This is a genomic window from Nonomuraea sp. B1E8, from assembly GCF_039871515.1.
Lineage (GTDB): Bacteria > Actinomycetota > Actinomycetes > Streptosporangiales > Streptosporangiaceae > Nonomuraea.
The window spans coordinates 438,754-451,221 of the sequence record NZ_JBDPLS010000002.1 but is presented as its reverse complement, the minus strand read 5'-3'; the positions used below and the strand labels follow the sequence as shown (position 1 = coordinate 451,221).

General features: G+C 71.4%; 12 protein-coding genes. 5 read left to right on the top strand and 7 right to left on the bottom strand.

Features of this window, described 5'->3' with window-relative positions:
- Window position 1 precedes the first annotated feature (1 nt).
- The 3 genes from ABGA98_RS11045 to ligD all read right to left on the bottom strand — a co-directional run bounded on the left by ABGA98_RS11045 (window position 2) and on the right by ligD (window position 2,070).
- Window positions 2-211: a GntR family transcriptional regulator gene (locus tag ABGA98_RS11045; protein WP_347618109.1), complete on the bottom strand. Its 210-nt coding sequence runs from the start codon at window positions 209-211 to the stop codon at window positions 2-4.
- Window positions 208-840: a tyrosine-type recombinase/integrase gene (locus ABGA98_RS11040; protein WP_347618108.1), complete on the bottom strand. Its 633-nt coding sequence runs from the start codon at window positions 838-840 to the stop codon at window positions 208-210. Before ABGA98_RS11040 ends, ABGA98_RS11045 begins: the two co-directional genes overlap by 4 nt.
- A gap of 210 nt (window positions 841-1,050) precedes the next feature.
- Entirely contained in the window at window positions 1,051-2,070 is a 1,020-nt protein-coding gene (gene ligD, locus ABGA98_RS11035; RefSeq protein WP_347618107.1) for a non-homologous end-joining DNA ligase, read from the bottom strand.
- A gap of 181 nt (window positions 2,071-2,251) precedes the next feature.
- Between ligD and ABGA98_RS11030 the strand changes: the two genes are divergently transcribed.
- Window positions 2,252-3,436, top strand: a complete 1,185-nt coding sequence (locus ABGA98_RS11030; protein ID WP_347618106.1) for a transposase — start codon at window positions 2,252-2,254, stop codon at window positions 3,434-3,436.
- Window positions 3,437-3,798: 362 nt separating this feature from the next.
- The gene (msrB, locus tag ABGA98_RS11025) at window positions 3,799-4,200 is read left to right on the top strand and encodes a peptide-methionine (R)-S-oxide reductase MsrB (RefSeq protein ID WP_132520334.1); all 402 of its coding nucleotides are present in this window, start codon (window positions 3,799-3,801) and stop codon (window positions 4,198-4,200) included.
- Between the two features lie 180 nt (window positions 4,201-4,380).
- On the opposite strand, the gene ABGA98_RS11020 is transcribed toward msrB, so the two are convergent.
- The 3 genes from ABGA98_RS11020 to hemG all read right to left on the bottom strand — a co-directional run bounded on the left by ABGA98_RS11020 (window position 4,381) and on the right by hemG (window position 7,559).
- A complete protein-coding gene (locus ABGA98_RS11020; RefSeq protein WP_347618105.1) occupies window positions 4,381-5,190 on the bottom strand; it encodes a hypothetical protein in 810 nt (269 codons plus the stop codon).
- Between the two features lie 258 nt (window positions 5,191-5,448).
- Window positions 5,449-6,159, bottom strand: coding sequence for a hydrogen peroxide-dependent heme synthase (gene hemQ / locus ABGA98_RS11015; protein WP_347618104.1), 711 nt, complete (start codon window positions 6,157-6,159; stop codon window positions 5,449-5,451).
- A complete protein-coding gene (gene hemG / locus ABGA98_RS11010) occupies window positions 6,156-7,559 on the bottom strand; it encodes a protoporphyrinogen oxidase (RefSeq protein WP_347618103.1) in 1,404 nt (467 codons plus the stop codon). Before hemG ends, hemQ begins: the two co-directional genes overlap by 4 nt.
- 157 nt (window positions 7,560-7,716) lie before the next feature.
- Between hemG and ABGA98_RS11005 the strand changes: the two genes are divergently transcribed.
- Window positions 7,717-8,706: a DUF4349 domain-containing protein gene (locus tag ABGA98_RS11005; protein ID WP_347618102.1), complete on the top strand. Its 990-nt coding sequence runs from the start codon at window positions 7,717-7,719 to the stop codon at window positions 8,704-8,706.
- Window positions 8,707-8,739: 33 nt separating this feature from the next.
- On the opposite strand, the gene hemE is transcribed toward ABGA98_RS11005, so the two are convergent.
- Complete coding sequence (gene hemE, locus ABGA98_RS11000) at window positions 8,740-9,768, bottom strand: uroporphyrinogen decarboxylase (protein WP_347618101.1); 1,029 nt, start codon at window positions 9,766-9,768, stop codon at window positions 8,740-8,742.
- Between the two features lie 742 nt (window positions 9,769-10,510).
- Between hemE and ABGA98_RS10995 the strand changes: the two genes are divergently transcribed.
- Together ABGA98_RS10995 and ABGA98_RS10990 are read left to right on the top strand one after the other, a co-directional pair.
- Window positions 10,511-11,092, top strand: coding sequence for a DUF3000 domain-containing protein (locus tag ABGA98_RS10995; RefSeq protein WP_132597519.1), 582 nt, complete (start codon window positions 10,511-10,513; stop codon window positions 11,090-11,092).
- A 111-nt stretch (window positions 11,093-11,203) separates the two neighbouring features.
- Window positions 11,204-12,430 carry an HRDC domain-containing protein gene (locus ABGA98_RS10990; RefSeq protein WP_347618100.1) on the top strand — a complete coding sequence of 409 codons (1,227 nt, stop codon included), beginning with the start codon at window positions 11,204-11,206 and terminating at the stop codon, window positions 12,428-12,430.
- The last annotated feature ends 38 nt before the right edge of the window (window positions 12,431-12,468 follow it).

Genomic DNA, 12,468 nt, shown 5'->3' with positions numbered 1-12,468 from the left:
CTTACCTCTGGACGACGTAGACGCCCATGCCGGTCACGGTCTCGACCAGGCCCTCGGCCTTGAAGACCTGCACGGCCTTGCGCAGCGTGTCGCGGGCGACGCCGAACTCGTCCTCCAGCTGGACCTCGCCAGGCCATCCCAGCCGGTCCGCCCGCTCGTCGGCGGACAGCTCGTCAAGCTCGGCGATCAGCTCGCGCAGGCTCTGGGTCACAGCCGGTCTCCGCGCTTGAGCTTTCGGGCGGCATTGTGCGCCCGCTCAGTCGCCGCCGACGTGCCGTACACGCCGAGCGTGGTGTCCGTGCGCCAGCCGGCCAGCCGCATCAGGTCGCGCTCCTGGCCGCCGTTGGCGAGCCAGTCGTGGGCGAAGGTGTGCCTGAACCGGTGCGCGTGGATGTCGTCCAGGCCGGCCCGCTCCGCCAGGACGCGCAGGATGTTGTCGATCCCCCAAGTGGACAAGCCGCCGCGCTGGCCCAGCCACCACCGGTCCTCGCGGGCGTGCCGGTGCTGACGTCGCACCCGGGCGTACCGGTCGAGGGCGCGGGCCGTCTTGGCACTGTAGGGCACCGAGCGAGGGCGGCGGCCCTTGCCCATGATGTGGACGACCTCATGGTCCATGTCGATGTCCGGAACATCGAGGCCGGCCAGTTCGGAGATGCGCAGGCCGCAGTCGAACAGCACTCGGATGATCGCCTCGTTCCGGCGCTCCTCGAAGGTCTTGCCATCGCACTCCTTGAGCAGCTTCGCGATCTCGGCGTCGCCGATGACGGGGACCGGCTTGTCGGGTACCGTCGACTTCTCGATGTTTGCCATCGGATCCGCGTTGATGGCCTCATCGTTCACGGCCCAGCGGGTGAACCTGCGCATCCCGCGAAAGCGGGTGAGCGCTGTGCTCGGGGCTTGTCGCTCGGCGAGATCGGCGAGCCAGGCGGAGATGGCGCCCTTGGTGAGCGACTCGGTCGTCTCCGGCCTGCCCTGCTCACGGAGCCACTCGCGAAAGAACCGGATGGACTGCAGATAGATCGTGATCGTCCGGTCGGCCTTGTTCGCCGTTTAGCTTGACCTGTTTTCCCTTGTCATAGCCCTAGCTCGACTGGGTTGAACCCGCATCGGCTCGCCGGGCATCTTGGGGTAGTTGGGCGGGTAGGGCATGTCGCCGCGGTCGTCCTGGGCGTAGAGGTCGAGCAGGGGCGCGAGGGAGTAGGCGCGGTCGTCGATGGCCGCGTGCACGTCGCCCAGCTCGGCGAAGCGGGCGGGCACCGTGCGGATGTCGAAGTCGCGCGGGTCGGCGTCGGCCAGCTCGTCCCAGGTGAGCGGCGTCGAGACGGGCGCGTGCGGCTTGGCCCTGACGGAGTAGGCGCTGGCCACCGTGCGGTCTCTTGCGTTCTGGTTGTAGTCGATGAACACCCGCTCGCCGCGCTCCTCCTTCCACCACGCTGTGGTTACCAGGCCGGGATCACGCTCCTCCACGGCCCTGGCCAGGGCGATGCCGGCGTGGCGCACCTGGATGAAGTCCCAGCGCGGCTCGATGCGCACGGCGATGTGGGCGCCGCGGTTGCCCGACGTCTTGACGAACCCGTCCATCCCCAGGTCGGCCAGCACCTCGCGGGTGAGGAGCGCGGCCTTGCGTGCCGCATCGAACTCCAGCCCGGGCTGCGGGTCGAGGTCGATGCGCAGCTCGTCGGGGTGTTCGGTGTCGGTGGCGCGCACCTGCCACGGGTGGAAGTCGATGGTGCCGAGGTTGGCGCAGTAGGCGATGGCGGCCACCTCGGTGACCCGCAGCGACTGCGCCGTGCGCCCGCTCGGGAACGTCACCGTCACCGGCTGGAGCCAGTCTGGATGCCGGGGCGGCATGCGCTTCTGGTAGATGGCGTCGGTCTGCACGCCGTCGGGGTGGCGCTTCAGGTTGGTGGGCCGGTCTTTGAGCGCCCGCAGCGCTCCCTCCCCGACGCTCACGTAATATTCCACCAGCTCCCGCTTGGTGGCGCCGATCCCAGGAAAATAGACCTTGTCGGGGTTGGTGACCTTGACGGTCCGCTCCCCCACCTCGAGTTCTATGTACGGCGATGCCATCAGAGTCTCCCGAGGGGACCGTCGTCTTGAGGCGACGGGGGAATCGGGAGCGGGAGGGCCGTCAAGGCCCGATCGTGCCCTGACCTGTCACATCTGCGCATCACGGATGTCCTTCCTGGTTTTGTCGGCGCCAGCCGATATCGTGGTGGTGTCATTACCGAACGTGATGGGGGGGTGGGGTGTGCGCAGGTCGTTCAGATTCCTGCTGCGCCCCACGGCCCGGCAGGCGGCGGCGCTGGCGGCGTGTCTGGAGGATCACCGCACGCTGTACAACGCCGCTCTGGAGCACCGCCGTACCGCCTATGCCAGGGCGGGGGTGAGTGTCCGGTACGGCGAGCAGTCGGCCGAGCTGAAACACATCCGCGCCGATGACCCGGACGGGCAGGGGCGTTGGTCGTTCTCCTCCCAGCAGGCCACCCTGCGACGGCTCGACAAGGCGTTTCGCGCGTTCTTCAAGCGGGTCCGCGAGGGTCGCACCCCGGGCTTCCCGCGTTTCAAGGGGCGCGGCCGGTTCGACACGGTCGAGTGGCCGAAGGACGGCGACGGCTGCCGGTGGGACTCCCAGCCCGGCCACCCCACCGCCACCTACGTGCGCCTCCAGGGTGTCGGGCACGTCCGCGTCCACCGGCACCGGACCGTGCGCGGCCAGGTGAAGACGATCAGCGTCAAGCGCGAGGGCTGCCGCTGGTTCGTGGTCCTGTCGTGCGACGACGTGCCCGCCGAATCGCTGCCCGTCACCGGCGCGGTCGCGGGGATCGACATGGGCGTGGCGTCGCTCGTCACGACCAGCGACGGACAGCATCTGAGCAACCCCCGCCACCTGGCCGCGTCCGCTGACCGGCTGGCCGCCGCGCAGCGGGCTCTGGCCCGCAAGGAACGGGGCTCCAAGCGGCGGCGTAAGGCGGTGGCCCGCGTGGCCGCGCTGCACGCCAAGGTGCGCAGGCAACGTCTGGACGGCGCCCACAAGGCCGCGCTCGCCCTGGTCCGCGCCTATGACGTGATCGTGCACGAGGACCTGCGGATCACGAACATGACCCGCTCGGCGTCCGGCACGACTGAAGCCCCCGGCCGGAATGTCGCCGCCAAGTCCGGCCTCAACCGGAGCATCCTGGACGCGGGCTGGGGGGTGTTCCTGACGATCCTCGCGCACAAGGCTGAAAGCGCCGGTCGCAAGCTGATCGCGGTGAACCCCGCCGGCACCTCCCGCACCTGCGCCCGCTGCGAGCACAACGCGAAGGACAACCGCGTCACCCAGGCCGGGTTCGCCTGTACGGCGTGCGGGCATGCCGCGCACGCCGACGTGAACGCGGCGGTCAACATCGTGAGGGCAGGGCTTGCCCTTCGCCAGGCTGCGCAAGCGGCTTAGCGAAAAGCCGCTTCCATCACGGAGCGGAGGAGTCACGCCACAGAACCTACTCCCCTCCTCCGACAAGGCGGGGTGGGCCCGTCCCGGAGCCTCCTCGGTGGCGGGACCGAGGGCTCGACGGGACGGGCCGCCAGACCGTCCGCCGCCGTTCCGGGCGCTGGCGCGCCACCCGGCCGGCCGTGGCGATCCCCCGGCGGCGCCAGCACGGGCGTGGGCTGTGCCGCTCGGCGGGATCCGCGAACGATCTCACCCCTTGGCAGGAGGCGATGAACACCCCCTTGCCGACAAAGACGCGAATTCGCACCAGAAAGGATGCTTCCCCGGCGGAGATCTCTTTTTGCCGGAAGTCGTACTCTGGAGACATGGACAAGGTCGTCAAGAGCGAGGCCGAGTGGCGGGCCCAGTTGTCCCCCGAGGAGTACCAGGTTCTCAGGGAGGCCGGCACCGAGCGCCCGTTCACGGGGGAGTACGTCGACACCAAGACCGAAGGGGTCTACTCGTGCCGCGCCTGCGGCGCCGAGCTCTTCCGGTCCGACACGAAGTTCGAGTCGCACTGCGGCTGGCCGAGCTTCTTCGAACCGTCCGGCTCCGAGGCGGTGAAGCTCATCGAGGACCGCAGCCTCGGGATGGTGCGTACGGAGGTGCGCTGCGCCCGGTGCGACTCGCACCTGGGGCACGTGTTCCACGGCGAGGGCTATGCGACTCCGACCGATGATCGGTACTGCATCAACTCGATCTCCCTTACCCTTGAACCCAAGGGGTGATCGCATAACGACAGTGCGTGCCGATCGCCTACACCGGGTAGGAGAATCGTGTGCGTCTTGTCCATCTTCGCCACCGCTGGGTGACGATCGAGACCATAGGACGCGTGGTGACGCAGCGGTGCGAGCGGTGCGCCAGGACGCGGGTGCGCGTGCGCTAGACCGGCGCTGGACCGCGCCCGCTCAGCCCGGCGCCGGATGCGTGACCCGGCAGCTGGTGTCGGACGGCCCCAGGATGTTGGCCAGCACCGGGTTGCCGTTCTCTCCGAATTCCGCCTGCACGAAGACCACGGGATGGGCCACCCCGCGGGCGCGCAGGTAGTCGAGGCCGCGTTTGCAGAGCGTCAGTGCGGCGGCGGAGTTGCCGGCGGACTCCGGCAGATCCGTGTAGATCCGCAGATATCCGCCGACCGTGCGGATGTCCTTGAGCCGCTTCAGTGCCTTGTCGCCGGCCCTCCAGCGCGTACGGAAGAACTCCGCCGCCTCGCGGTCCGTGTGCCGTGATGGGCCGTCGGCCCGGTAACCGGCGACGTCACCGGGGTCTGGACCGCCCGCCAGCAGGTCATCCGGGTCGGTCGTGCCCGGCACCAGCCCGGGCTCGGCCTCAGGTCTCGCGCCGGTGGCGCCGGCCTCCGGCGCCGGCCCGCCGCCGGTGGCCTCGGGCGGCGCGGGCCTGCGTACCTCCCGTGCACTGGCCTGCGCACCCGCGTCCGCCTTCGCCTCCGCGCCGGCTCCGCCGGGCAGCGCCGGCGAGCCGTTCTCGCGCGCGCCGCTGCTGGGCAGGGTCGGCGCGGCGGGACGCCCGGCGGTGGTGGCGGGGGTCAGCACGCCGCCGATGGTCCCGTTGACGCCGAGCACCGCCGCGGCCCCGGCCAGCGCGATCGCACCCGTCAGCAGCCCGCGCCTGCGGCGCCGGCCGCGCAGCCCTCGCCGGCCGCGCAGCCCCCACCTGCGGTCCGCCGCCCGCCCTCGAACCCGCCGCGCGCGCCCCACCGCCTGACGACCAGCCGCATGACGACCAGCCGCATGACGACCCGCCGTATGACGACCGGTCGCGCGCCGGCCGGGCCTGCCCGGCTCGTCCACCCCGCCTCCCTGCCCGGACCCGTACGGGGCCCGCGGTTGGAACGTGCCGCCCCCGCGCACGCCCGACGAACTAGGGATTTCCCTGATTGTGACAAGGCGGGCCGATCAAAACCGTTGGATCGCCAACTCGGTTCTTGATCTTTTGCGGCGGGACGGCGGCGCGCGTCAGGGGAGGGCGGCGACGATCTCCTGCACCGGCTTGCGGGCACCGGTGTAGAACGGGATCTCGACCCGGGTGTGCCGGCGGGCCTGCGCGCCGCGCAGCGTCCGCATCAGGTCGACGATCCTGTGCAGCTCGTCGGCCTCGAACGCCAGCATCCACTCGTAGTCGTTGAGCGAGAAGCACGCCACCGTGTTGGCCCGCACGTCGGGGTAGTCGCGCGCCATCCTGCCGTGCTCGGCCAGCATCGCCCGGCGCTCGGAGTCTTCGAGGAGATACCACTCGTAGGAGCGGACGAACGGGTAGACGCTCACGTAGGCGCGCGGCTCCTCCTCGGCGAGGAAGGCCGGGACGTGCGACTTGTTGAACTCGGCGGGCCGGTGCAGCGCCATCGCCGACCATACAGGCCTGCTGTGCCGGCCCAGCGCGGTGCGGCGGAACCGGGCGTAGACGTCCTGGAGGTCCTCGGGCGTGGGCGCGTGCCACCAGAACATGTAGTCGGCGTCGGCCCTGAACCCCGCGACGTCGTAGACCCCCCTGGTCACAACGTCCTTCCCGGCTGCCTGGTCGAGCAGCTCGGTGACCTCCCGCGCAAGGCCGTCGCGGTCGCTCGGGCACGGCCCGGTCGTCTGGAAGACCGACCACATCGTGTAACGGATCACCTGGTTGAGATCGCGGGCCTTGAGCCGCGCGGCGCCCTCTGTCATGGTGTTCATTCTCCTCGTAGGGACAGGTGGTCCAGAATCTGGGAGGCCGCCGTACGCGCGGCGCTGATGCACGCGGGGATGCCGATGCCGTCGTAGGCCGCGCCGCACACGGCCAGCCCTGGCTGCCCGGCCACCGCGGAACGCACCTTGGCCACCCGGTCGAGGTGGCCCACGTTGTACTGCGGCAGCGCCCCGCCCCAGCGCGTCACCCGGCTGTCCACGGGCAGCCCGCGCACGCCCATCACCTCGCCCATCTCGGCCATGGCCAGCGACACCAGCTCGGTGTCCTCGCGGTGGAGCAGGTGCTCCTCGCCGATCCTGCCGATCGAGCAGCGCAGGATCACCAGGTCTCTGGCCAGGTGAGGCCACTTCACCGAGCTGAACGTGACCGCCTTGACCGGCCGGCCCTCCACGGGCGGCACCAGATAGCCGCTGACGGCGGGCGGCTCGGGAAAGGCGTCGACCGGGTAGGCGAGCGTGACGACGGCCATGCTGGCGTAGTCGATCCTGGCCAGCTCGGTCGCCGCCTTGGGCGCCTCGTCCTTGAGCAGCCGGCTCGCGGCGGGCCCCGGCACGGCCACGATCACCGCGTCCGCCTCGATGGTCTCGGGCCTCGGCACGGGGCCCGTCACGAGCCGCCAGCCGTGCTCGGTCCTGTGCAGCTCGCGGGCGGTCACGCCGGTCCTGACGTCGGCGCCGGACGCCTTGGCGACGGCCTCGGGCAGGCCGCCGACGCCGTTCTTGAGCGAGGTGAAAACGGGCCCCGCGTCCTTCGGCGCGTCCTCGACGAGCTGCCGGGTCGCGGACAGCAGCGAGCGCTCGGAGCGTGCCACGGCCGCCACGCGCGGCATCGTGGCCTCCAGCGACAACATGTCGGAACGGCCCGCGTAGACGCCGCCGAGCAGCGGCTCGACCAGCCGCTCCACGATTTCCGAACCCATCCTGGCGCGGATGTAGGCGGCCACCGACACGTCGGTGCGCACCAGGGTGGGCGGCAGGAGCTGGTCGAGCGGCACGCGCAGCAGCCCGCCGGGCGAGACGATGCCGGACCTCGCCAGCTCGGTCAGGTCGGACGGCACGCCCATGACCTGGCCCTTCGGCAGGTGACGGAGCGTGCCCCTGGTGTAGACGGCCGAGCGCGCCGTGCCGGGGAACACCAGCTCCTCCCCGAGCCCGACCGCCCTGGCCAGCTCGGCGCCCTCGGGCCGGCGGGCCAGCATGGCCTCCGCTCCGGCGTCGACGCTCACCCCGGCGACCTCCGAGGCGTACAGCTTGCCGCCGATGCGCGGTGAACCCTCGAGGACCGTCACCTTCACCCGCTCGCCCGCGCCCTGGCGGAGGTGCCACGCGGCGGCCAAACCGGAGATTCCGCCGCCGACCACCACCACGTGCGCCCGATTCCCTTCCACGCCTCCCGACGCTACCGCCTCACAATGTCGCCCACCCGCCCGGGTCGCCCGCGTCGCCCACCTGACCGAGCCCGCCTCCACGCAGTGGAGGCGGGCTCGATACAGGACCGTGATTTCCGCCGTCAAACCGGGGTGATCCGGAAGCCGTCATAGGGGCATGAGACGAATGCGGTACGGCATCGCGTTATCGGCGGCCTGCGCCGTCACGTTCCTGGGAGGCTGCGCCGGCGGCGGCATCCTGCCGGCCGGCGAGTCGGGGACCGTCGCGCCGGCCATGGACTCCACCCGGGCGCAGCCGGAGCAGTACGACGCCCGGCGGCCCAGGGCCGAGGCGCGGTCCACCGGGCAGCCCCGCGCGAAGGCGGACGGGGGCGGCGGGGACGGCGTCGTCTCCGGCGTCAAGGTGACCCGGCAGGAGCGGCAGGTCATCTACACCGGGAGCATGACCGTACGCGCTGAGCGGGTCTCCACCGCCGCGCAGCAGGCCAAGCAGATCGTCACGGCGGCCGGCGGCCACCTGTCCAGGGAGGAGAGCAACTCGGCCAGCGCCACCGAGGACTCGGCCGTACTGGAGTTCAAGATCCCGCCGGCGAAGTACGCCGAGGTGGCCGGCCGGTTCGGCAGGGACCTGGGCCGGCAGCTGTCCATGCACCAGGGCACCCAGGACGTCACGCTCCAGGTGGCCGACGTGGAGAGCCGGCTCAAGTCGGCGGAGCAGTCGCTGGAGTCGCTGCGTACGCTGCTGAAGAAGGCCGACACGATCGGCCAGGTGCTGCAGGTCGAGCGGGAGATCTCCGATCGCGAGGCGGACCTGGAGTCGCTGCAGGCCCAGCAGAAGGAGCTGGCCGCGCAGGTCGCGATGGCGACGTTGACGCTCCATCTGGTGGGGCCGGTGGCCGCGGTGGCCGACCCCGACGAGGAGCCGGCGGGTTTCCTCGGCGGGCTGGAGGCCGGGTGGGGCGCGCTGGTGTCGTTCGTGAAGGTGGCGCTCACGATGCTCGGCGCGGTGCTGCCGTGGGCGGTCGTCTCGCTGCCGCTCCTCGTCCTGGTGATCTATCTGGTACGCCGTGACCGCGCCGCGCGTTCCCTTGTCGTGTCTGCTCCCCCGGGCCGGAAACCGGGCGGCCCGGGCCCCACAACCGTCTGAGCACCGGCACCCCGCCGCACCGCAGGCCAGGGGTCAGGTCGACGCGCCGGCTTCGTGGACGAGGTCGGTCAGGCGCTTGAGCTGGTCGGGGTCGGTCGAGGGCAGGACGCCGTGGCCGAGGTTGAAGACGTGCCCCTCGGCCGCCCGGCCGCGCCGCAGCACGTCGCGGGCCCTGCGTTCGGCCACGTCCCACGGCGCCAGCAGGATGGCCGGGTCGAGGTTGCCCTGCAGTGCCTTGCCGGGGCCGACCCGGCGGGCCGCCTCGTCGAGCGGCACCCGCCAGTCGACCCCCACGACGTCGGCCCCCGCCTCGCCCAGCACGCCCAGCAGCTCGCCCGTGCCCACGCCGAAGTGGATGCGCGGCACGTCCTGGACGCCTTCGAGGATGCGCCGGGTGTGGGGCAGGACGAACTCGCGGTAGTCGTCCGGCGCCACCGCCCCCACCCAGGAGTCGAAGAGCTGCACGGCCGAGGCGCCGGCCGCGACCTGGATGCGCAGGTGTTCCAGGACGATGACGGACAGGCGTTCCATGAGGGCGTGCCACAGCTCGGGCGCGCCGTACATCATGGCCTTGGTCTTGTCGTGGTTCTTCGACGGGCCGCCCTCGATCAGGTAGGAGCCGAGCGTGAACGGCGCGCCCGCGAAGCCGATCAGCGGCGTGCCGCCCAGCTCTCCGGTGAGCGCCTGGACGGCCTCGGTGACGTACGGCACGTCGCCGGGCTCCAGCGGGCGCAGCGCGTCGAGGCCCTTGGCGTCGCGGATCGGGTCGGCCACGACCGGGCCGACGCCCGGCTTGATGTCGAGGTCGATGCCGATGGCCTTGAGGGGGACGACGATGTCGCTGAAGAAGATGGCCGCGTCCACGCCGTAGCGGCGGACCGGCTGCATGGTGATCTCGACGATCAGCTCGGGCGTGGCGCACGCGGTGAGCATGGGCACGCCCTCGCGGACCTTGAGGTATTCAGGCAACGAGCGCCCGGCCTGGCGCATGTACCAGACCGGGGTGTGCGGGACGGGCTGGCGGCGGCAGGCACGCAGGAACGCTGAGTCGGCGAGGTTCACCCCACAAGCGTGCCACGCCGGGGCGCCGGTCCCGCCAGCGGACGGCATCCTGCGGCGGGCCATGGCCGCTTGCGGATCCGTGTCATGGGACGGAGGCGGACAGGTGTGCGGTGGCGGAAGCGGATCCGTGCCGGGCGATGGAGGCGGAAACTGTGTCCGGTGACGGATTTCGCGGCGACACGAAGCGGCCGTGTCGGGAAAAACATCCATTGGACCTAGCAAATCATGATCAGATAGCCGGATGAAGGTTTACCGGTCTGCTCGGCGTCGGCGTCCGACACGGGTCGAACACACCCCATGCCCGCCCAGAGAGCCGGTCTCGACTGAGCCAAATGTTCGTCAAGCAACCGCGCGGCATCGATTCAGCGACCACTTTCGGGACACGCCGAGCGCGTTGCGGGGAATTGTCAGCGGCTCGTGCCAACGTCGGAGCCACAACCCGAAGAAAGGCCCCGCTTCGATGACTCGTGCGATGCCCGCGTTGTGGAGTTTCCCAGAGCGCCGCAGTGAGTGTTGCCCGTCCTGTGCCGGTGTGCGCCCGTTCGAGCAGCCTCCGTGCGCCGACGGGCACGAGCAGGGCGAGTGCCCGGAGTGGGCCTGCGCCGAGTGCGGCCACGCGATCCTTCTCGGCTCCGCCGAGTCCACCCGGCCCGTTCGCCAGCTTGTTACGGCAGCGGCTTGATCACCAAAGATGAGCACCCCCGTGGTCCCCTTCCGTCCGTCTTCGACCTACGCTTCGGCTATGACACTCGGTGACCAGCCACCGCCTCCCGCCGAGTTCACCCGTGCGGCGGAGAGTCTGCGCTTGTCCGAGGTCCGGCCGGAGATCGAGCTCGAGGACCTGCCCGCGCCGCAGCGGCTGGCCCCCTATTCCGCCGCCATCGGCGCCTCCGTCTACCGCGACGACGACGAGCTCGCGGTCGGCCGGCTGATCCTCCTCTACGACCCCGACGGCCAGCGCGGCTGGGAGGGCCCGTTCCGCCTGGTCGCCTACGTCAGGGCCGACATGGAGCCCGAGATCACCTCCGATCCGCTGCTCGGGCCCGTGGCCTGGAGCTGGTTGACCGAGGCCCTCGACGCTCACCAGGCCGGCTATTCCGCCGCCGGCGGCACGGTGACGAGAGCCGTGTCCGAGGGGTTCGGCAACAAGGCCGACGACCCGGTCACGACCGAGCTCGAGCTGCGGGCGTCCTGGTCTCCCGCCCAGGAGGATCTCTCGGGCCATGTCGCCGCCTGGTGCGACCTGATGTGCCTGGCGGCGGGGATCCCGCCGCTCCCGCCCGACGTGGCCGCGCTGCCCCGCCGACATGACGACCAGACGTGATGCGTACTCCGACGCCGATCCGCCCGGGTACGCGCCACGTTTCCCTGCCTCGCTACGCTGGAATGCGTTTCCTCTCCGGCTGTGGGTCGGAGTAGCCACGGAAAAGGTCGAATGACAGAAGAACGCACAGTCGAGCCGCTGCTCGAACCCCGCGAGGGCATCCCGCCGGTCATCGCGGACGCGGCCGGGCTGGCCACGGTCGTGGCGCGGTTCGCCGCGGGAGACGGCCCCGTCGCCGTCGACGCCGAGCGGGCCTCCGGCTACCGCTACGGCAACCGCGCCTACCTGGTGCAACTGCGCAGGGCCGGCGCAGGCTCCGCGCTGATCGACCCGGTCGGCTGCCCCGATCTGTCCGCCCTCGACCAGGCCTTGGCCGACGCGGAGATCGTGCTGCACGCCGCCTCCCAGGACCTGCCCTGCCTCATGGAGCTGGGGTTCAGGCCGCGGGAGATGTTCGACACCGAGCTGGCCGGGCGGCTGCTCGGCTACGAGCGTGTGGGCCTCGGCACGATGGTCGAGACCGTGCTCGGGCTGCGGCTGGAGAAGGGTCACTCGGCGGCCGACTGGTCCACCAGGCCGTTGCCGGAAGACTGGCTGCGCTACGCCGCGCTCGACGTGGAGGTGCTGGTCGAGCTCCGCGACGTGCTGCATGAGCAGCTGGTGGAGAGCGGGAAGCTGGAGTGGGCGCGCGAGGAGTTCGCCGCCGTGCTCAACACCCCGCCGCCGGTGCCGCGGTCCGACCCGTGGCGCCGCACCTCGGGCATCCACAAGGTGCGCAACGTACGCGCGCTGGCCATCGTGCGCGAGTTGTGGACCATGCGCGATCGCATCGCGCGGGAGGCCGACCTGGCGCCCGGCAGGGTGCTGCCCGATGCCGCGATCGTCACCGCGGCGCTCGAAGGGCCCCGTACCAAGAAGGCATTGACCGAAATTTCGGCATTCACCGGGCGAAGCGCGCGACGGCACATGAGCGACTGGCTCGCCGCGGTGGCGAGGGCCCGCGCGCTGCCCGACAGCCAGCTCCCCCAGCCGAGCACGCCCGGCGACGGGCCGCCACCGCCCAACCGGTGGGCCGACCGCGATCCGGCCGCCGCCAAGCGCCTGGCGGCGGCGCGGGCGGTGGTGTCCGCGCTGGCCGATGAGTTCCACATGCCGACGGAGAACGTGCTGCAGCCCGACGCCGTCCGCCGACTGACCTGGGAGCCGCCGGCCGAGATCACCGACGAGAGCGTGACCGCGCGGCTGCGCGAGCTCGGGGCTCGCGAGTGGCAGCTGTCGCTCGCCGCCCACCCCATCGCCAAGGCGCTGGCCAGGCTGGAGCCGCGCGGCCAGCGCTGAGCACGGCGGCCTCAGCGCGGGGCCGCCGCCCGGCCTCC

Excerpts from the sequence above, each read along its gene's own strand:
- ligD (WP_347618107.1), bottom strand. The coding sequence starts at position 2,070 with ATGGCATCGCCGTACATAGAACTCGAGGTGGGGGAGCGGACCGTCAAG.
- msrB (WP_132520334.1), top strand. The coding sequence starts at position 3,799 with ATGGACAAGGTCGTCAAGAGCGAGGCCGAGTGGCGGGCCCAGTTGTCC.
- hemQ (WP_347618104.1), bottom strand. The coding sequence starts at position 6,159 with ATGAACACCATGACAGAGGGCGCCGCGCGGCTCAAGGCCCGCGATCTC.
- ABGA98_RS11005 (WP_347618102.1), top strand. The coding sequence starts at position 7,717 with ATGAGACGAATGCGGTACGGCATCGCGTTATCGGCGGCCTGCGCCGTC.
- ABGA98_RS10995 (WP_132597519.1), top strand. The coding sequence starts at position 10,511 with ATGACACTCGGTGACCAGCCACCGCCTCCCGCCGAGTTCACCCGTGCG.
- ABGA98_RS10990 (WP_347618100.1), top strand. The coding sequence starts at position 11,204 with ATGACAGAAGAACGCACAGTCGAGCCGCTGCTCGAACCCCGCGAGGGC.